The sequence below is a fragment of the Pseudomonas quasicaspiana genome (assembly GCF_021147825.1).
Lineage (GTDB): Bacteria > Pseudomonadota > Gammaproteobacteria > Pseudomonadales > Pseudomonadaceae > Aquipseudomonas > Aquipseudomonas quasicaspiana.
In genome coordinates this window covers 1-20,030 of record NZ_JAGTPI010000035.1, presented here as the reverse complement: position 1 = coordinate 20,030, position 20,030 = coordinate 1, and the positions used below count along the sequence as shown (strand labels likewise).

Here is a 20,030-nt window from a genome sequence, read left to right as displayed (position 1 = left end):
TACCATGGCCAAGCCGCCCAGCGAATACGCCCGCAAACGTAATTTTGATATCACCAGTGAACCTGCCGAGGCACCGGTCAAGGCTAAAAAAGGTAAAGCGGCTCATGCCCTGAGTTTCGTGATTCACAAGCACGATGCGCGCAACCTGCACTACGATTTTCGACTGGAGCTGGATGGCACCCTGAAAAGCTGGGCGGTGCCCAAAGGTCCGAGCCTTGATCCGACCCATAAACGTCTGGCGGTCCACGTCGAGGATCACCCGCTGGGTTACGGCAGCTTCGAAGGCAGTATTCCTGAAGGTCAGTACGGTGCCGGTGATGTGATCGTCTGGGATCGCGGGATCTGGCAGCCCCATGGTGATCCGCAGCAAACCTACAAAGACGGCAAGCTCAAGTTCACTCTGGTCGGAGAGAAACTCACCGGTGAGTGGGCGCTGGTCCGCACTCGCTTCAAAGGCAGTAGCGACAAGCAACAGTGGCTGCTGATCAAAGAGAAAGACGAGATCGCCAGGCCCGGCGCCGAATACGACATCGTGGCCGATCAGCCGCAAAGCGTGATCAGCGGCAAGCTGGTGGGCAAACCGGCGGCAGATAAAAAAGCGGTTTCGGCTGAAGCGAAGACGTCTAAAGCCAAATCTGCCGATGCCAAAACTGCAAAGACAAAAGCTGCAAAGACCAACCAGACCGCAAGCGTGGTCCCTGAAACGCTCGCCCCGCAACTTGCCACGCTGGTGGACGCGCCCCCCAACGGTGAATGGCTTTACGAAATCAAATTCGATGGCTACCGGATCATGACCCGGATTCTTGACGGTGAGGTGAGGTTGTTCAGCCGCAACGGCAATGACTGGACCGACCGTCTGCCGTTGCAGGCCAAAGCGCTGCAATCGTTGGGGCCCAAAGACAGTTGGCTTGACGGCGAAATGGTCATGCTCAACGACGAAGGCCTTCCTGATTTTCAGGCTCTGCAAAACGCTTTTGAAGTCGGCCGCAGCAAAGACGTGGTGTATTTCCTTTTCGATGCACCGTTCATTGAAGGGCAGGACCTGCGGGAAACTCCGGTAGAGGAGCGTCGCGCTGCATTGAAAAAGCTGCTCGGCAAAAGCCGCAGCAAGCTTTTGCGCTTCTCGGATGCATTCATGTCCCGTCCCAAGGACATTGTCGAGAGCGCCAGCGCCATGGGCCTGGAAGGCGTGATTGGTAAACGGGCTGGCAGTCTTTACCTCAGCAAACGCAACCCGGACTGGATCAAGCTCAAGTGTCGCTTGCGCCAGGAGTTCGTCATCGTCGGCTTTACCCAGCCACAAGGTTCCCGCAGCGGCTTTGGTGCATTGCTGCTGGCAGTGAACGGGGACGATGAGGACTCGGGACTGGTGTATGCCGGTCGGGTCGGCACCGGCTTCTCCGAGCGGACGCTCAAACAAATCAGCGAACGCCTGAAAAAACTGGAGCGTGACTCGTCGCCGCTGGCCAAAAAACTCACCAGTGCTCAAGGGCGTGGCGTTCACTGGATTGAGCCTGAGCTGGTCTGCGAAGCGGAGTTCGCTGAATGGACGCGCGAAGGTATTGTTCGGCAGGCGGCTTTTATCGCACTGCGCAGTGACAAGCCTGCCAGTCAGGTCGTTCATGAGTATCCGCAGGCGGCAAAAAAACTCAAAAAGCCATCTCGATCCAAACCCGCAGAGGCTGAGAAACCCTCGGTTGTGAGCAAAGGCCGGGTAGTGATTGCCGATGTGAATATCAGCCACCCGGAGCGAGTGATCGATACCGAGAGCGGCGCTCAGAAAGCCGAGCTCGCGCATTACTACGCAGAGGTTTCCGACTGGATCCTGCCGTATCTGAAAAGTCGCCCGGTGTCCCTGTTGCGCTGCCCGGAAGGTGTCGCAGGCGAGCAGTTCTTTCAGAAACATTCTGAAAAGCTGGCGATTCCCAACATCAAGCAACTTGAGCCTGAACTGGACCCGGGACATGCACGTCTGATGGAAATCGATACCGTACAAGCCCTGGTGGGCGCTGCGCAAATGGGCACTATCGAATTGCACACCTGGGGCGCGACCAGTGATCGCATCGAGACACCTGACCACTTCGTGCTCGACCTTGACCCGGATGACGCGCTGCCATGGCGCAGCATGATCGAAGCCACGCAAATGACCCTGGCAGTGCTGGATGAGTTAGGCCTGCAGGCGTTCATCAAAACCAGTGGCGGCAAGGGCATGCACATTATCGTGCCATTACAGCGCCAGGCAGACTGGGAAACAGTGAAGGCCTTTGCAAAGGCCATCGCCGAATTCATTGCCCGGCAATTGCCGGAGCGCTTCACCGCGACCATGGGGCCGAAAAACAGGGTCGGAAAAATCTTCATCGATTACCTGCGCAACAGCCGGGGCGCCAGTACCGTGACCGCCTATTCGGCACGCGCCAGGCCTGGATTGCCGGTTTCGGTCCCCGTGGCCCGCGAGGAGCTGGAAGGCTTGAAGTCAGCGCAGCAATGGAACATCGGCAACCTGCAACAGCGCTTGCGCAAGCTCAAGGCCGATCCGTGGAAGGGCTATGCCAATCGTCAGCGGATTACCAAAAAAATGTGGAAGCAGTTGGGGGTTGAAGGGCGGTGAGCAGTTCGATTTGATCTGCGGGAGCCGGGCCCAGACCAAGCCCGGCTCCCACAGATTTCCGCAATTCTGTAGGACCGGCTTTAGCCGGGAGGGCGTCCGGATAGTCGCTAAATTTCCTTGGCAGAACACCACTCTCCCGGCTAAAGCCGGTCCTACGGGATTGTGGGCGACCATAGAATCTCCCACAGGGAAGGGCGCGCCTCTCGTTTGATCTACGCGATTCTGTTACCCACGCGTATTTGCCTGCTCCGCCGGAAAAAAATGGCCCTCCATGCCCATGTTTTTCAGCAATTCCCTGACTGTGGCTTCGATGTCGGACACGGTTGGGTGATCCTCGGTGTCCCCCATTTTTACCACCAGGCGACTGCTGTTCTGGTCGTGAGTGCCTTCGCTGAGCATATCGTGGGTGAACACCTGTTCGGCGCGCCATAAACACAGTTCGGTGGATCCACTCAGCCAGATTTCGTTGATTGTTCTAAGGTCAGTGGTAGCCAGCTGATCCGCAGTGATCATTTTGTCCATTGTCTTGTACCTGTCAGTGAGTCGATAAAGATCTGACGTGCCGCTGTCGCCCGTCGTTCAACCTTTCGAAACAGTTACTGCTGAACCGGTACTCGTCATTAGAGTCGATCACTCAACGGTGCCAGGACAGGCATCAGCAAAAAAGGGGAACTCCATGACGCACCCTGTTGTTTTTACACGAAGAAAAATACTGACTCTGGCCGCTGGTGCTTCGGCGGTGTTCACTTTCGATTCGGCTGCTGCGCAGTCCAGTCCACCGTCGTTATCGTCACCAACGTCGCCAACGTCGCCAACGTCGCCAACGTCGCCAACGTCGCCCTCGACCCTGGATACAGGAGCAAACACCATGCTGACCCGAGCCATCCCGTCGAGCAACGAACCGCTGCCCATGGTCGGGCTGGGTACTTACCGCGGTTTTGATGTCGCTACTTCAAGTCCGGCCTACAAGAGTTTGGCCGCTGTGCTCGATGCGCTGTTTGAAAAAGGCGGGACGCTGATCGACAGCTCACCCATGTATGGTCGTGCCGAGCAGACCACCGGTGAACTGCTGTCGATACACAAACCCCGTTCTCCTGCATTTCTGGCCACCAAGGTCTGGACCCGCGGTCGTCAGGAGGGGATTCAGCAGATGGAGGAGTCTTTCAAACTGCTGCAGACCGACCGTATTGACCTGATGCAGATTCACAACCTGCTGGACTGGAAAACCCACTTGCCGACGTTGCGTAAATGGAAGGAAGAAGGGCGCATCCGGTATGTCGGCATTACCCATTACACGTCGTCGGCGTATGACGATGTGGAAGCGGTGCTCAAGGCTGAGCAGATGGATTTTCTGCAGATCAATTACGCGCTGGATGATCGTGCGGTCGAGAAGCGAATCCTGCCGCTGTGCAGGGAGAAGGGCGTTGCGGTGATCTGCAACCGGCCGTTTGGCGGTGGTGGCTTGCTAGGCCGGTTAAAGGGCAAGCCTTTGCCCGGCTGGGCTGCGCAAGTGGGTGTGACCAGTTGGGCGCAGCTGGCTCTGAAATTCCTGCTGGCAAACCCGGCGGTTACCTGCGTCATCCCCGGCACGGGTAACCCGAAATACATGCTGGAAAATGCGGGCGCCGGTTTCGGCCCGATGCTGACCGGCGCGCAGCGTGAGCAATTGATTGATTTGGTGGGGTAGCGCAGTCGTTCAGCAAACGAATGACCGGTAGGAGCCAACTTGTTGGCGAGGCTTTATCTCTGTGTTCGCAGGTCTGGCGTCTCGCGAACAAGTTCGCTCCTACCGATATTTGGTGTGGCTCATGACGTCAGCGATTCACTAGCTTGGCTGGCAGCGCAATTACCAGAAAGCTGCTCAAAATCAGGCACCCGGCGAAGAACCACATGGCGCCAGCGCTGCTGCCGGTGATGTCGATGGCCATGCCCATCAGCGAGTTGCTGACCAGCCCGGCGATGTTCGCCAGTGAGCACGCCAGCGCAAAGCCTGTAGCGGCGGCGCGGCCTTTGAGGAAGGTAGCAGGCAAGCTGAAGAACACTGGCACCGCACCGATAATCGCTGCCGAAGCGATAGCAAACAGCGCCACCGTTGCCACCAGGTTGTGAGTGAAGAATGTGCTGCTTGCCATGGCCACCGAGCCGATCAGGAACGGCACGATGATGTGCCAGCGACGCTCGCGATGGCGGTCCGAACTGGCCCCGATCAGCAGCATGCCCAGCAATGCCGCGATACTTGGCAAAGCGGTCAGGACGCCAATGTGAAAAGTATCGACGACGCCCGCGTTGCGAATGAACGTCGGCATCCAGAAACCCATAGCGTAGGCGCTGAGCAGGATCGAGAAGTCGATACCACCGAGCATCCACACTTTCAGATTGAAGAAGCCATCGCGGAAACTGTGCTTGCTGTCTTTGGCTTCGGCCTCATCCAGACGCAGCTCGCTTTCCAGCAAGGTCTTTTCTTCGGCGTTCATCCACTTGGCTTCATTGTGGTTATTTGGCAATGCCCAGAACGTCAGGATGCCCAGCGCCACACTCGGGATTGCTTCAAGGATGAACAGCCACTGCCAGCCGCGCAGTCCAGCCGTCTGATCGAAGTGGCCCATGATCCAGCCGGACAAAGGGCCGCCGATCACACTCGACAACGGCAGGCCAATCATGAAAAGGGCAATGATGCGTCCGCGTCGATACGTGGGGAACCACGTGGTCAGGTAAAACAGCACACCAGGCAGAAAACCGGCTTCAGCGGCACCCAGCAGAAAACGCAGAATGTAGAACTGCATGGGCGTAGTGACCAGCATGGTGCAGGCCGAGAGCAGACCCCATGTGATCATGATCCGGGCGATCCAGATCTTCGCCCCGACTTTTTCCAGCACCAGGTTGCTGGGCACTTCGAAGAGGATATAGCCGACGAAGAACAGCCCGGCACCCAGGCCAAACGCGGTTTCGCTGAAGTGCAGTTGATCAAGCATCTGCAGCTTGGCGAAGCCAATGTTGATCCGGTCCAGATAGGCAGCCAGATAGCAGAAGCACAGGAACGGAATCAGCTTCCAGGTGATCTTGCGGTACATCGCTTTGATGGGGTCAGCGATGTCAGTCGCCGTGGTATTCACATTCGCAGAGGGCATGGTGGTCTCCTGGCGGAACCTATCGTTTTTGTTTAGCCGCATGTATCAGGCACTTCGGCAGCGCTGGCATGCGGCTTCCAAAGGCAGTGTCAGAAGACTGGAAAGCGCTCTTGCGAAACGTCTGCCCAGTGGGTTTGGCCAGTGTCGGCCTGACCAGCGCTCTATGGCCTGGTTCTTAACGGCAGTTGCGAGCTTCAAGCTATAAGCTGCAAGAGGCGGTGAGTTCAGCTTTTTTCTTGTAGCTTGGCGCTTGAAGCTTGCAGCTGCTTCATCGCCTCCACCTTGTTAACCACATCCCCATACTTGCTGTCGATATCGAACAGGTTCGCTTCATGCGGCGCAGGGTGGCGGTCGCCAACACATTCGCGGACCACGATGGTTCGGAAACCGTGTTGAACCGCATCCACTGCCGTCGCCCGAATGCAGCCGCTGGTCGAGCAACCGGCCAGCACCACGGTGTCGATCCCTTGTGCGTGCAGCATCGATGCCAGACTGGTGCCGAAAAACGAACTGGCGTACTGCTTGCTGATCACCACCTCGTCGGCATTGGGCAAAACCTCTTCACAGAACGCTGCCAGCGGGTTGCCTTCCACCATGTCTTTCATCACCGGGGCCTTCTTGACCCAGATGCCGCCGTCAGCAAAATGCCCGGCATGGTAGCGGATATTGGTGTGCACCACCGGTATCCCGTTCTGTCTGGCACAGGCCAGCAATTCGACGCTCTCGGCCACGGCACTGACCACTCCCGGTGCATACAACGGCGCGCCTGGTTGGGTGTAGCCCTGCATGAAGTCGATCATCAACAAGGCTGGCTTGTTGCCAAAGCCAATACGCTGACCCCAGACGCCCTGATAGTTGGCATCGGCAGATTGTTGCTCGCTCATATCGTGCACTCCGTTTTCGGTTCCGCTCAAGGCTGCAGATTCAGGCGATGGTTTCACCGAGGAAGTCACCGAAGGCTGCAAAGAACCCTTCCAGATCATCCCAGGGGATCATGTGCCCGGCGTTCGCCACGTGAGCGATGCGCATGTCCGGTTGCAGTTCAAGGATTTCCGCTTCGTCTTCGGCCAGTATCACACCGCCACGGCCTGCGACGATCAGCAGTGCAGGCACCGGCAGCTTTGGCAGGTCCTGATGAAAATCGACCTCATGAAAGTCATTGAAGGCGCGGACGATCGCCGGTTCGTAACAGGTGTGCAGCCATTCGGCGCGCAGTTGCAGTTGCTCATCGGTCCAGGTCGCGCAAAACGCACGCATGGCCTCTGCGTCCATTCCCAGTTGCGCCTGACGAATCGAGTCCACGTACCACGGCAGTTTTGACGGATATTCGCGACGGCCCGGGCCTGAGACGGGTGGGTCAATCAACACCAGCTTTTGCAGGCCTTTAGGTTGGCGCACAGCGCTGCGGGCGATAAAACGTGCGCCCATGGAATGACCGACCAAATGATAGGCATCAAGATTCATGGCAGCAGCAAACGCCGAGATGTCATCGGCGCAGGTGTCGACGCTGTAATCAAGTTCCGGGCCCGTGGAGGAGAGCCCACGCCCTCGGGCGTCCAGCACGTAAGTGTCGAAATGCTGACCCAGCCGTTCAGCAACGAAGCCCCAGGTGATCGCCGGGCTGGTGATGCCTGGTATCAGAATCAGCGCGGGCTTGTTGCTGTGCGCCTGGCCGCCGTAGCGCAAGTAATGTTGACGGATACCGTTGGCCTGGACGTTGCCGCCGTGGATAAAAGTACTCACGCTGGCACCGCCGATTTCAGTTCGTGGCCATACAGGTCGTAACCAAACACCCAGGCCGGATCTTCCTGAGTGCGCAGCCAGGTATTGGCGTTGGAGACGGCTTGAACACGTGAAGCACGGTCCTTGCGGGCGGTTTCGTAGAGGTCGAACGCGGTGCTGTAATCGCTCAGGCCGGTGGCTTGCAGGCAGCGTGTCAGCATCGCGGCGTCTTCAATGGCCATGCCTGCGCCCTGGGCCATGTGCGGTTTCATTGGGTGGCAGGCGTCGCCCAGCAGCACCATGCGCCCGCGACTCCAGATAGGCAGCGGATTGCGATTGAGCAGCGGCCATTTGGTGACTGTTTCGCTGGACTCGATCAACGCCTGCACGGTGGGGTGGTAACCGGCAAACGCTTCGTACATTTCCTCGCGGCTGCTGTCGATCCAGTTACCCTCGAACTCCCAGGCAGGATGCGGCACGCCGGTGACGTAGTAGTACTCATCGCGTTTGCCTGTGGTGTGGTAGACCATCATGTGCCGATCGGCACTCCACCACTTCACGCAGTTCTCGAAATCCAGGTTGTACTTGCTCAGCACGTGGTTGGGAATCAGCGCCCGGTGGGCTACCCAGCCGCTGTACAGCGGTGCTTCCTGACCGAGCAACTCTTCGCGAATTTTCGAGTTGATGCCGTCGGCACCGATCACGATATCCGCCTCGGCGGTGGTGCCGTCGGTGAAGCTCAGGCGCACACCATTGGCGGTTTCCTCCAGGGTGCTCAGGCATTTGCTGAAATGCACGCTGCCGGGCGCAATGCTCGACATCTGCAAGGCATGCAGGTCGCCGCGATGCACGGTGATGTAGGCCGCGCCGTATTCCTTGCGCGCGAATTCACCCAGCGGGATGCGTGACATGTAATCGCCGCTGGCACCGTCACGGCTGAACCAGAAGTCAGGGTGCGAGCCCATGTCGCTGAGCTGTTGTTCGATGCCCATGCGGCGAAAGATTTTCATGATGTTCGGGCCCATATGGATCCCGGCACCGATGCGCGAGAACTCGGGCGCCTGCTCGTAGATGTCGACTTTGAAGCCCGCTTGCTGCAACAGCGTGGCGGCTGCCGCCCCACCCAGGCCTGCACCGACGATGGCTATCTTTTGCGTATCTGGCATGGGCTGTTTCCTTCGTAGCAGAGTCTTTGGCGGTCGGGGTTGTTGTTCGTCCCGATGTGTTTTTAAAGTGTATACGCTCTTTTTTTCTCATTGGAATAGCTTTGTCGAAAAAAATAATTCGAGGGTTATTTATCGATGTCACCCAATGTAACCCTTGTTCTATTGGTTTGTGTGAGTGGGTAACAATATGGCGTGGCTATTGCAGACCGCTTCTGATTGATGTCTTATCGTAAATATAGGGTGTACACACTATAAAAACGCACTGACTTGTAGCGCTGCGCCTTTCTTTGGTGCGTGAAGGCGGCGAAAGCAGATACGAAACATCACAGCGTCGAGGCACGACGAAGGAGAAATGAAATGGCGGTAAGCGATTGCGAATTGACCCAGATGTTCGAGCACGTGCTGGCCTTGTCGAAGGTCGATGCGACCCAGAGCGTGGCGGTGCTCAAGAGCCATTATTCAAACCCCAGAACCGTGCGCGCTGCGATGGAGGCTGCTCAGCGTCTGGGCGCGAAGGTGTACGCCGTTGAACTGCCGTCGTTCAACCACCCCAAGGCCATGGGCAACGACATGACCGCTTACTGCGGAGACACCGCGCTGACCGGCAACCTCGCAGCGCAACGGGCGCTTGAGGCGGCGGATCTGGTGATCGACACCATGATGTTGCTGCACTCACCGGAACAGGAGCAGATCCTCAAGACCGGCACCCGGATTTTGCTCGCGGTAGAACCCCCGGAAGTATTGGCGCGCATGCTGCCGACCCTGGCCGACAAGGAGCGGGTCATGGCCGCTGAGCAGGTGCTCAAGGAGGCCCGCTCCATTCATGTTAAGTCCAAGGCAGGCAGCGACTTCCGGGCGCAGCTTGGGCAATATCCGTCCGTCACCGAGTATGGGTTTGCCGATGAGCCGGGGCGTTGGGATCACTGGCCCAGCGGCTTTCTGTTCTCATGGCCGAATGAAGAAACCGCCGAAGGCGTACTGGTTATTGACGTCGGCGACATTCTGCTGCCGTTCAAGAATTACTCCCGGGAACAGATCATTCTGGAAATCGACAAGGGGTTTATTACCGAGATCAAGGGTGGTTTCGAGGCCGAATACTTGCGCGATTACATGAAGTATTTCAATGATCCCGAGGTGTACGGCATCTCCCACATTGGCTGGGGCCTGCAGCCCCGTGCGCAGTGGACCGCCATGGGCCTGCACGATAAGAACGACGGCATGTGCATGGATGCCCGGGCGTTCTACGGCAACTTCCTGTTTTCCACCGGCCCCAATACCGAAGTTGGCGGCACCCGCAAGACGCCGTGCCACATGGACATCCCGCTACGCCGTTGCGATATTTATCTGGATGACAAGGCCGTGGTGTTGGGCGGGGAAGTGGTTGCGCCAGAGGCTTCTTTGGCGCGGTAAGTTCATGAGAAGCAGTTCCTCCTGTGGGAGCTGGGCTTGCCCGCGATAAGGACACTGAGGTTTGTCATGAGACCGTGTGGCCCTCATCGCGGGCAAGCCTCGCTCCCACATGCGCCTGCACTCTCTAAGATTTTCTAATTCCGCGCCCACAGGTTAACGTAAGCCTCTTTCCTCCTGCCCCGAGCCACGCCGTGCCCGATCCAACACCAGACACCCAGAACAATTACACCTTCTCCGAACAGGTCGGCCATTTGCTGCGCAAGGCCTATCAGCGGCATATGGCTATTTTTCAGCAGAACGTCGGCGACTCGCAGCTGACCGCTGTGCAGTTTGTCACCCTGTGCGCCGTGCGTGATCGCGGTCCCAGTTCCCTGACTGAACTGGTCAAGGCGACGGCGGTGGATCAGGCCACGATTCGCGGGATCGTCGAGCGCCTGAAAGCGCGTGATCTGATTACCCTGCAGCCCGATCCCGAGGACCGTCGCAAAGTCATCGTTGGCCTGTCCGACAGCGGCCGGCAACTGGTCCAGGAAACCGTGCCTCACGCCGCGCAAATCACCGAGCTGACCATGAGCAACCTCAACCCAGCCGAGCGTGTGGCGGTGTTGTTTTTGCTGCGCAAGATGATTGGGGATGGGGAGGAATAACCGTCTATTGAATTGAAACGGGATCCCTGTGGGACCGAATTTATTCGGGAAGACGGTATTTCAAGCGATGCATAGGCTGTGGATGTACTGGTCTCATTCGCGAATGAATTCGCTCCCACAGGAATTGTGTTTGCAGGCCAGAATAGAATCCACGCAGAGGAACTCACTCCGGCTTTTATCTTCGATTAATGCCACTGGCACGCTTCCTGCTCTCATTTCATGAAGTAAACACTTCATCAAATACCTTGAGTGGTCTCGGGGTAACGGAGCAGGCATGAGTGAGCAAGCGCTGGCGCTGGAAAAGACCATGACGCTCAAGGTCAATGGGCAGACCGCTGAGGTCACGGCCATGGCCGATACGCCGTTGTTACTGGTGTTACGCAATGACCTGCACCTCAACGGCCCCAAATATGGCTGCGGCCTGGGCGAGTGCGGTGCTTGTACGGTGATCATCGATGGCCTCGCAGCGCGCTCGTGCGTATTTCCGGTGAGTGGCGCTCAAGGTCGGGAGATCACCACGCTGGAAGGCATCGGCAGTCGCGAGTGTCCGCATCCGGTGCAACAGGCGTTCATCGATGAGCAGGCCGCGCAATGCGGCTATTGCATGAACGGCATGATCATGACCGCCAAAGCCCTGCTTGATCGCATCCCTAATCCCTGCGAAGCGCAGATTCGTAACGAGCTGTCGGCCAACCTCTGCCGTTGCGGCACCCACATTGAAATCCTCCGTGCGGTGCTGCGTGCCGCCCGCCAGAAGTCTGAACGGACGTTGCCATGACCCAGACCTTGCTGACTCGCGATCAACTCATGAGCAAGACCGGCGTTCTGCTGATCATCGATAACATCCAGCCGCCGTCCGGTCCTGTCGCCAAAGGTGGCGTGCCAGTCGTCAAGCCCATGGAGCTGGCGCTGTTCATCGCCGTCACTGATGAAAGTCAGGTCTACGCGTTCAACGGGCATGTAGATTTGGGCACCGGGATTCGCACCTCGCTGGCACAGATCGTTGCCGAGGAGCTGGACGTCGAACCGGGTCAGGTCAGCATGATCCTCGGCGACACCGCCAGCGCGCCCAATCAGGGGGCGACCATTGCCAGCGCTACGTTGCAGATATCCGCGATTCCACTGCGCAACGCCGCTGCCGAAGCCCGGCGTTATCTGCTACAGCGCGCCGCTGAGCGCATGGAGGTGGCGCTTGAGACGCTGGTCATCAATGCGGGAGTCATCATCGCGGCTGATGGCCGCCAGCTGAGCTTTGCCGAGCTGGTGGCGGGTGAGCATGTCGAACTGAGCATCACCGGTACTGCGCCGCTCAAGCCGGTCGAGGACTACCGAATCGTCGGCAAAGACGCCGCCCGGGTGGACATTCCTGCTAAAGCCACTGGCGAACTGACCTACGTGCATGACATGCGATTGCCTGACATGCTCCACGGCCGGGTCGTGCGTCCGCCTTACGCCGGGCTCGACAGCGGCGACTTCGTCGGCAACAGCCTGCTGGAAGTCGATGAGTCTTCCATTGCGCACATTCCGGGCATTGTTCGCGTGGTAGTGATCCGCGATTTCGTCGGCGTCGTGGCCATGCGCGAAGAGCAAGCAGCCAAGGCCGCGCAAGCACTGAAAGTCACCTGGAAAGCCTGGCACCACAAGCTGCCGGACATGAGCGACGTTGCCCAGGCGATTCGTGATAACCCCAGCGTGCAGCGCGTGGTGCTGGACAAGGGCGACATTGAAACTGCTCTCGATCAGGCCAGTCAGCGTATGCCGCGCACTTACCTGTGGCCTTATCAGATTCATGGCTCCATTGGCCCGTCCTGTGGTCTGGCGGATTATCACGAAGAGGGTATTCGGGTCTGGTCCGGTACCCAGAACCCGCATTTGCTGCGCGCTGATCTGGCCTGGCTGCTGGAGTGTCCGGAAGAACGTATCGAAATCATCCGCATGGAAGCAGCCGGTTGCTACGGGCGTAACTGCGCCGATGATGTCTGCGCCGATGCGGTGTTGCTTTCTCGGGCGGTGGGCTTGCCAGTGCGGGTGCAACTGACCCGCGAGCAGGAGCATGTCTGGGAGCCCAAAGGTACTGCGCAGCTGATGGAAGTCGATGGCGGCGTCAACGCTGATGGCAGCGTCGCCGGTTACGACTTTGCCAGCAGTTACCCGTCCAACGGTGCGCCCACACTCGCGCTACTGCTCACGGGGCGGGTTGAACCGGTGGCAGCGATGTTCGAAATGGGCGACCGCACGTCGATCCCTCCGTATGATTTCGAGCACATGCGCGTCACCATTAATGACATGTCGCCCATCGTCCGGGCGTCATGGATGCGCGGCGTGTCGGCGCTGCCCAATACCTTCGCTCATGAGTCCTATATCGACGAGTTGGCGTTCGCTGCCGGGGTCGATCCGGTGGAATATCGCCTGCGTTACCTGCATGACGAACGCGCCGCCGAACTGGTCCGGGCCACGGCTGCGCGCGCCGAATGGACGCCGCGTACCGAGCCCATGCAGACCCCGGAGCAGGACAACGTGCTGCGCGGCCGTGGCTTCGCTTATGCGCGTTACATTCACAGCAAGTTCCCCGGCTTTGGCGCGGCATGGGCCGCCTGGGTCGCGGATGTGGCGGTGGACAAGCTGACCGGCGATGTTTCGGTAACCCGCGTGGTCATCGGCCATGACGCGGGCATGATGATCAACCCGGCAGGCGTCCAGCACCAGATTCACGGCAACGTGATTCAGTCCACCAGCCGGGTGCTCAAGGAGCAGGTGACCTTCGAAGAGTCCACCGTGAGCAGCAAGGAGTGGGGCGGCTATCCGATCCTGACGTTCCCGCAGGTGCCGAAAGTCGATGTGCTGATGATGCCGCGCCAGAGCGAGCCTCCGCTGGGTGCCGGGGAGTCGGCTGCTGTACCCAGTGCGGCGGCGATTGCCAATGCGATCTACGACGCCACCGGGATTCGCTTTCGTGAGTTGCCGATCACCGCCGAGCGGGTCCTGGCAGCGCTCAAGGGCGCGGGGGAGGAGGCCAACAGCAATCCGCCGCAATCGCCAAAAGCCAAACGCTCGAAATGGTTATTCGGTTCATTGTTCGCGGCGTTCGGCGCGATTCTCGGTGTCGCGGCAACTGCTTTGCCCTGGCGCGCGGAAATCGCCCCGATCACGCCGCCTGCAGCAGGCACCTGGTCAGCGGCAACCCTGGAGCGTGGGCGTTTGCTTGCAGCCGTGGGCGACTGCGCCGTTTGTCACACCGCACCGGGTGGCGCGACCAATGCCGGTGGTCTGGCGATGGATACGCCGTTCGGCACGCTGTACAGCAGCAACATCACTCCAGACCCGAAGACCGGCATTGGCAACTGGTCGTATCCGGCGTTCGAGCGCGCCATGCGCGAGGGCATCAGTCGTGATGGCAAGCATCTGTATCCAGCATTTCCCTACACCGCTTTTCGTAATATCAACGACGCCGACATGCAGGCGCTGTATGCCTACCTGATGGCTCAGGAGCCGGTCAGCCAACCGGCCAGGGCCAACGACATGCAGTTCCCGTTCAACCTGCGCCCGTTGATGGCGGGCTGGAATGCATTGTTCTTGCGCAAGGGCGAAATCCAGGTGCAACCGCAGCAAAGCGCGCAATGGAATCGCGGCGCGTATCTGGTCAACGGCCTGGGACATTGCGCGGCCTGTCATTCGCCGCGCAATGCGTTAGGGGCAGAGAAGGGCGGGGCTTCGTTCCTGGCGGGCGGCATGGTCGATGGCTGGGAAGCACCAGCGCTGAATGGCCTGTCGAAAGCGCCGACGCCATGGACTGAAGAACAGTTGTTCAATTATTTGAGCAGTGGCTATTCCGATGCTCACGGGGTGGCTACAGGACCAATGGGGCCGGTGGTCAGCGAGCTGTCGAAACTGCCCAAGGCTGACATCCGCGCCATGGCGGTGTATCTCACGTCGCTGGACGGTGTGGCGCAAGCGGCTCCTACTCCGGAAGCGGTTGCGCAGCCGAGCGTTTCGCAACTGGCGTTAGGCAATGGCAGACGGATCTTCGAGGGCTCTTGTCAGGGGTGTCATGCGGACGGAAGCGGCCCGAAACTGTTCGGCGTCAGCCCTTCACTGGGCAGCAACACCAACGTGCACAGTGCGCTGCCGGATAACCTGATCAAGGTCATCCTGCAAGGCATCCCCACGCCAGCGACGCCGGATCTGGGTTATATGCCGGGGTTCAAGGACAGCTTGTCCGACACACAGATCAGCGACCTGGCCGCTTATCTACGCAACCGTTTTGCGCCGAACGAAGCGCAGTGGCAGGGCCTGCCGGAGAAAGTCGCGCACTTGAGGGCGAATCCGGGGACGCATTGAGTTTTTTGCGCAAGCACTCATTCCTGTGGGAGCGAGGCTTGCCCGCGAAGAACGATGACGCGGTATGCCTGTTGTCACTCGGCGCTTCGTTCGCGGGCAAGCCTCGCTCCAGCAGGTCGTTAAGCTTGCACGCCACGCACTACCAGATCACTGATGAACCGCAGCGAAAGACCTGCCGGACAACGTAGGCACTTTTACGGGCGAATCCAGGTTTTCAGATCAAACGCGAAGTTCTTTCCTGTGGGAGCGAGGCTTGCCCGCGAAGAACGATGACGCGGTATGCCTGTTGTCACTCGGCGCTTCGTTCGCGGGCAAGCCTCGCTCCAACAGGTCGTTAAGCTTGCACGCCACGCACTACCAGATCACTGATGAAACGCAGCCAGTCAGCTTGCTCACTCGGCTGCGCCAGGTCATGACCGAGGAATGAGGTCAGGGTGTGCTGGTTGGAGTTATAGAAATAACAAAGCGAGGCGATCATCAGGTACACATGCTTGATGTCCAGATCCTGGCGAAACACGCCTTGCTGCTGACCCGCTTCGATGATCGGCCGCAGTACATCGACCGCTTCACCGGACAGCCTGCGTAACTCGCTGGACTGTTTGGCGTGCTTGCCCTTGTGCAGGTTTTCAATGCTCAGGATGGCGACGAATTCCGGGTGCTCGACGTAGTAACCCCAGACAAACGCCACCAGTTCGCGCAAGGTCTGCTCGGGTGTAGACGGATCCAGTTTCAGCAGGCTTTCAGCATGGTTGAACTGCTCGTAGGTGTGTTCCAGCACCCGCACGAAGAGCTTTTCCTTGCTGCCGAAGTAGTAATAAAGCATCCGGTCATTGGACTCGGCCTCACTGGAAATCTGCTCGATCCTCCCACCGGAATAACCATCACGCGTGAACACCTTGATCGCCGCCTTGAGGATGCGGGCGCGAGTCTGGTCGGCCTGTTGCGCCCTGACGCCGGTTTTCTTGTTCACGCGCTGGTCCCTTGTCCGTCAGAGGATGCGATAGAGCAAACGCTCGGCACGAACCCTGCTCACCCGCCGCAGAAAGGTGCGCACGGCATCCGGATAATCGTTAAGGGTATCCAGCTCATCGTACTTGCCGACGCGCTGGGTATTACGCATCAAATGCTCGACTTCAGCTTCCCGCGGGGCGATCCACTGACCTTTGGGATCGTCGATCAGCAGACCGTTTTCCAGGTCCAGATTGAACGCACGCGGGTTTAAGTTATTGCCGGTCAGCAAGGTATAACGATCATCGATCCACATGCCTTTGAGGTGGAACGTGTTGTCGCCATCCTTCCACAGATGCAGATTCAGCTTGTGACGAGCGATAGCGTTCTGGTGCTTCTGGGCAAACCGTCGCAGGCTGATCTCGTAGAGATAGGGCAGGGCGGAAATGACCTTGAACGGCTCGTCGGCGGGGATGAAAAAGTCGTTGGCAGTCTTGTCGCCGATAATGATGTCCACCGTCACGCCACGCTTGAGGGCACGATTGATTTCGCGCTTGATGGACAGCGGCACGTTGAAATAAGGCGTGCAAATAGTCAGACGGGTTTTGGCAGCGGCAATCAACTCGACAATCGTGCGGTTCAGCGCATTGCGCGGACCAACACCCAGCAGCGGAATCACTCGCAACTCGCCGTTCTCACGCTCGCCCTGATGGGTGTCGTAAGTGGCGCGTTTGAGGTGATTACGGAAGGTGCGAATCTCACTGCGCAAGCTGCGGGAAGTCGGCGGCGACGGCAGGTCCAGACGATGCACCGCGTGTGACGGCAGAATCTCGCGCTGCACCATGTCGTGGAACGAGTCCGCCAGCTCTTTGCAGCTCAGAACGTGATAACGATCCAGACGATACTTGTCGAGCTTGTGCAGGTAGACATTGTTGATGCTGGCGCCGCTGTAGATCACGCAGTCATCGATCACGCTGCCTTTCAAATGCAGGACGCCGAACAGCTCGCGGGTCTGCACCGGAACGCCATACACCGGCACTTCCTGGTCGTACTCCAGATGTTGCGCCTGATACCAGGCCGCGTTACCCAACTGCCGTCCGGCACCGATCAAGCCGCGCTGGGCCCTGAACCAGTCCACCAGCACCACCACGTCCAGTTCCGGCCTCGCAGCTTTGGCGGCATACAGCGCATCGAGGATTTCCTGACCGGCCTCATCCTGCTGCAAATACAAGGCGATCACGTAGATCCGCCGGGTCGCCGTAGCGATCTTTTCCAGCAGGCAACGACGGTAATCGGCAGCAGAAGGCAGAATCGTGATTGCATCGCCAGGCAGGGTAAACCCGCGTAACGCGGCAAGGGTAGAACGACGGAAGTTGGACCGCATAAGCCTCTCGTGGGGTTAAACCAACAGCCCACGAGCTTACACCGTAGAAGCCGCTTTAGCCGCGAAAGATGTTTCGGCGCTTGACTGAATCCGTTGGTTTTTGAGGCAAAACCCTTCGATTGACATTTTTTTCACAAATAGTCACGAGAGTGATAAACATTCGCAGTCACAACTGGTAGCATTTCGCATCCATACGATGGCGGCCACTTCCAGGTAGGACCCGGATGCCATCCATACCCAAGCCCTCAGGACACATCATGCGCACTTTCGCCCCTCAGCAGGTTCCCTACCGCTTAACCTTGCTTGCTCTCTGCTGTTCGCTCAGCTTCCCTTTACTGGCTGCCGAAGCCACGACGACGCAGTCAGGCACGGTCGTACTGGGGGAAACGGATATCAATGCGCAAAAAACCGACGAACACGCACTGCCTCCTGTTTACGCGGGTGGGCAGGTAGCCCGGGGCGGTCAGCTGGGTGTGCTGGGCAATGCGGACATCATGGACGTGCCTTTCACCATGAGCAGCTACACCGAGCAGTTGATTGAGGATCAGCAGGCTGAGGATATTGGTGATGTGCTGGCTAATGATTCGTCGGTACGGCAGTCGTTTGGTTATGGCAACTCATCGCAGGTGTTCAGCATTCGGGGCTTGCCACTGACGGGGGAAGATATCTCGTATAACGGTTTATACGGCGTGCTGCCGCGTCAGGTGATTGCTACCGACGCGCTGGAGCGGGTGGAGGTTTTCAAAGGTCCCAATGCGTTCATTAACGGGGTGACACCGACCGGTTCCGGTATCGGCGGCGGAGTAAACCTGCAGCCCAAGCGTGCCCAGGACACCCCAACGCGTCGCTTTACAACGGACATCAGCACGGATGGTCGGATTGGCGAGCATCTGGATCTTGGTCAGCGCTTTGGCGAGGACAATCGCTTTGGTGCGCGGCTCAACCTTTCTCAGCGTGAAGGTGAAACCGGTATAGAAGATGAAAAACACCGGAGCAAATTGTTCGCTCTGGGCCTGGATTATCGGGGCGAAGACTTGCGGCTTTCCGGCGACATTGCCTATCAGAAACAACGTATTAATCAAGGTCGGAACACGATTAACGTAACGCTCCCCAACCCAACACTCGGCGTTGTTGGAGTTACGCATATACCTGATGCGCCAGACGCCGACAGCAACTACTCGCCCGATTACTATTCGACAGAGACCGAAGACACCTTCGGCATGATGCGCGGTGAGTATGACCTGAACGAAAGCTGGACCGTATATGCAGCAGCAGGTGCCAAGCACACCCGTGAAGTAGGTACCTACGGCACTCCGACGCTGAGTGATAACCTGGGTAACTTCACTGTTGGCAGCTCATTCATCCCTCATGATGAAGACAACGTGTCGACCATGGCCGGAATCAACGGCAAGCTGCAAACCGGTCCGGTAAGTCACAAGCTCAACCTCGGTATTGCAGGGATCTGGACACAACAACGCAACGCCTATGACTTTAACGTTGGCGGTGCCTATACCAGCAATATCTACAATCCGGTGTCTGCGCCCATGCCTCCGTTGGGGGGCATGACGGGTGGCGATGTGAATGATCCAGGCGTAACGGGTAAAACCCGCAACCGCAGCATCGCGATTTCCGACACGCTGGGTTTCATGGACGACCGTCTGTTGCTGACTTACGGTGTGCGGCGTCAGTCGTTATTGGTTCAAGGCTACAGTTACAAGGGCAGTACGTTTGGAGGAGTGGATAACTCTGCAGCTTCCGGCGCAGATGGTTCGCGTAACGCTTATTACAACGAATCCATCACCACCCCGGTTTACGGAATTGTGTTCAAACCGTGGGAGCACGTAGCGCTCTACGCCAACCGCATCGAAGGGCTGGCTGAAGGTGATACTGCCCCGGGTACAGCAACAAACCGCGGCGACGTCTTCGCTCCAGCACGCTCCAAGCAGCTGGAAGCCGGTGTCAAAGTCGACATGGGTACCTACGGTGCGAGCCTTGGCGTATACCGAATCGAAAAAGTCGCCGACGGTTATCTTCAAGGAAACACGTTTGTCGTCGACGGCAAACAGATCAATCGTGGTGTCGAGACCAATATCTTCGGTGAACCCGTTGCCGGTCTGCGCCTGATTGCGGGTTTGACGCTGATGGACACCGAACTGAAAAATACCGAGAACGGTACCAACGACGGCAATAACGCAGTGGGCGTTCCGACGTTCCAGTTCAATGCCAGCGCTGACTGGGATATCCCGGGCATTGAAGGTGCGGCCGTGAATGCCCGTATGTTGCGTACCGGTGGTCAGTATGTCGATGCGACCAACAACCTGACGATTCCGACCTGGAACCGTTTTGATCTGGGGGCACGTTACAAATTCAACGTGTCAGAGAAGGACATTACTCTGCGCGCCAACGTTGAAAACGTCGCTAACAAGGATTACTGGGCTTCTTCCTATGGTGGCTATCTGGCGCAAGGCGAGCCACGCACCATCAAGTTCTCGGGTACTGTCGATTTCTAAAACGCTGCCTGATAAACGCAGCATAGCCCGGCAACCTCTGTGGGAGCCGAGCTTGCTCGCGATGCAGACGCTGCGTTTTTTCAGTTGAACCCGGTCGCCTTCATCGCGAGCAAGCTCTGCTCCTGGGAGATTTAAACATCTGAAGGAGGCCGCGGGTTGGTTTAATATT

The 20,030-nt window shown here is 58.2% G+C and carries 15 protein-coding genes; 7 read left to right on the top strand and 8 right to left on the bottom strand.

What is annotated here, in order from left to right; genetic code table 11:
• The first annotated feature begins 4 nt into the window (after nt 1–4).
• Nucleotides 5–2,608, top strand: a complete 2,604-nt coding sequence (gene ligD, locus KDX30_RS18935; RefSeq protein ID WP_231677196.1) for a DNA ligase D — start codon at nt 5–7, stop codon at nt 2,606–2,608.
• Nucleotides 2,609–2,833: 225 nt separating this feature from the next.
• On the opposite strand, the gene KDX30_RS18930 is transcribed toward ligD, so the two are convergent.
• Together KDX30_RS18930 and KDX30_RS18925 are read right to left on the bottom strand one after the other, a co-directional pair.
• Nucleotides 2,834–3,130 carry a hypothetical protein gene (locus tag KDX30_RS18930; RefSeq protein WP_231677195.1) on the bottom strand — a complete coding sequence of 99 codons (297 nt, stop codon included), beginning with the start codon at nt 3,128–3,130 and terminating at the stop codon, nt 2,834–2,836.
• Between the two features lie 108 nt (nt 3,131–3,238).
• Nucleotides 3,239–3,478, bottom strand: a complete 240-nt coding sequence (locus KDX30_RS18925; RefSeq protein WP_231677194.1) for a hypothetical protein — start codon at nt 3,476–3,478, stop codon at nt 3,239–3,241.
• Here KDX30_RS18925 and KDX30_RS18920 point away from each other — a divergent pair.
• Nucleotides 3,477–4,295 carry an aldo/keto reductase gene (locus KDX30_RS18920; RefSeq protein ID WP_231677193.1) on the top strand — a complete coding sequence of 273 codons (819 nt, stop codon included), beginning with the start codon at nt 3,477–3,479 and terminating at the stop codon, nt 4,293–4,295. The two genes, KDX30_RS18925 and KDX30_RS18920, sit on opposite strands and share 2 nt — an antisense overlap.
• A 127-nt stretch (nt 4,296–4,422) precedes the next feature.
• Here the strand turns inward: KDX30_RS18920 and KDX30_RS18915 are convergent, their stop codons facing one another.
• The 4 genes from KDX30_RS18915 to KDX30_RS18900 form a co-directional block, all read right to left on the bottom strand.
• Nucleotides 4,423–5,736 carry an MFS transporter gene (locus KDX30_RS18915; protein ID WP_027900727.1) on the bottom strand — a complete coding sequence of 438 codons (1,314 nt, stop codon included), beginning with the start codon at nt 5,734–5,736 and terminating at the stop codon, nt 4,423–4,425.
• Between the two features lie 224 nt (nt 5,737–5,960).
• Entirely contained in the window at nt 5,961–6,620 is a 660-nt protein-coding gene (locus KDX30_RS18910) for an N-carbamoylsarcosine amidohydrolase (protein ID WP_231677192.1), read from the bottom strand.
• 40 nt (nt 6,621–6,660) lie between these two features.
• Nucleotides 6,661–7,479 (bottom strand): alpha/beta fold hydrolase, encoded by an 819-nt coding sequence (locus KDX30_RS18905; RefSeq protein WP_027900729.1) that lies wholly within the window; start codon nt 7,477–7,479, stop codon nt 6,661–6,663.
• Nucleotides 7,476–8,624, bottom strand: a complete 1,149-nt coding sequence (locus tag KDX30_RS18900) for an FAD-dependent monooxygenase (RefSeq protein ID WP_231667536.1) — start codon at nt 8,622–8,624, stop codon at nt 7,476–7,478. Before KDX30_RS18900 ends, KDX30_RS18905 begins: the two co-directional genes overlap by 4 nt.
• Nucleotides 8,625–8,981: 357 nt before the next feature.
• Between KDX30_RS18900 and KDX30_RS18895 the strand changes: the two genes are divergently transcribed.
• From KDX30_RS18895 to KDX30_RS18880, 4 genes are all read left to right on the top strand, one after another.
• Nucleotides 8,982–10,034 carry a 2,5-dihydroxypyridine 5,6-dioxygenase gene (locus KDX30_RS18895; protein ID WP_122397946.1) on the top strand — a complete coding sequence of 351 codons (1,053 nt, stop codon included), beginning with the start codon at nt 8,982–8,984 and terminating at the stop codon, nt 10,032–10,034.
• 191 nt (nt 10,035–10,225) lie between these two features.
• Complete coding sequence (locus KDX30_RS18890; RefSeq protein ID WP_231667537.1) at nt 10,226–10,681, top strand: MarR family winged helix-turn-helix transcriptional regulator; 456 nt, start codon at nt 10,226–10,228, stop codon at nt 10,679–10,681.
• 274 nt (nt 10,682–10,955) lie between these two features.
• The gene (locus tag KDX30_RS18885; RefSeq protein WP_231677191.1) at nt 10,956–11,459 is read left to right on the top strand and encodes a (2Fe-2S)-binding protein; all 504 of its coding nucleotides are present in this window, start codon (nt 10,956–10,958) and stop codon (nt 11,457–11,459) included.
• The gene (locus KDX30_RS18880) at nt 11,456–15,019 is read left to right on the top strand and encodes a molybdopterin cofactor-binding domain-containing protein (RefSeq protein WP_231677190.1); all 3,564 of its coding nucleotides are present in this window, start codon (nt 11,456–11,458) and stop codon (nt 15,017–15,019) included. Before KDX30_RS18885 ends, KDX30_RS18880 begins: the two co-directional genes overlap by 4 nt.
• Before the next feature lie 334 nt (nt 15,020–15,353).
• Here KDX30_RS18880 and KDX30_RS18875 read toward each other — a convergent pair whose 3' ends face one another.
• The gene (locus KDX30_RS18875) at nt 15,354–15,989 is read right to left on the bottom strand and encodes a TetR family transcriptional regulator (protein ID WP_231677189.1); all 636 of its coding nucleotides are present in this window, start codon (nt 15,987–15,989) and stop codon (nt 15,354–15,356) included.
• Between the two features lie 18 nt (nt 15,990–16,007).
• Nucleotides 16,008–17,351, bottom strand: a complete 1,344-nt coding sequence (gene pssA, locus KDX30_RS18870) for a CDP-diacylglycerol--serine O-phosphatidyltransferase (RefSeq protein WP_231677188.1) — start codon at nt 17,349–17,351, stop codon at nt 16,008–16,010.
• Nucleotides 17,352–17,608: 257 nt separating this feature from the next.
• On the opposite strand from pssA, the gene KDX30_RS18865 reads away from it, so the two are divergent.
• Complete coding sequence (locus KDX30_RS18865; protein WP_231677187.1) at nt 17,609–19,861, top strand: TonB-dependent receptor; 2,253 nt, start codon at nt 17,609–17,611, stop codon at nt 19,859–19,861.
• Nucleotides 19,862–20,030: the final 169 nt, after the last annotated feature.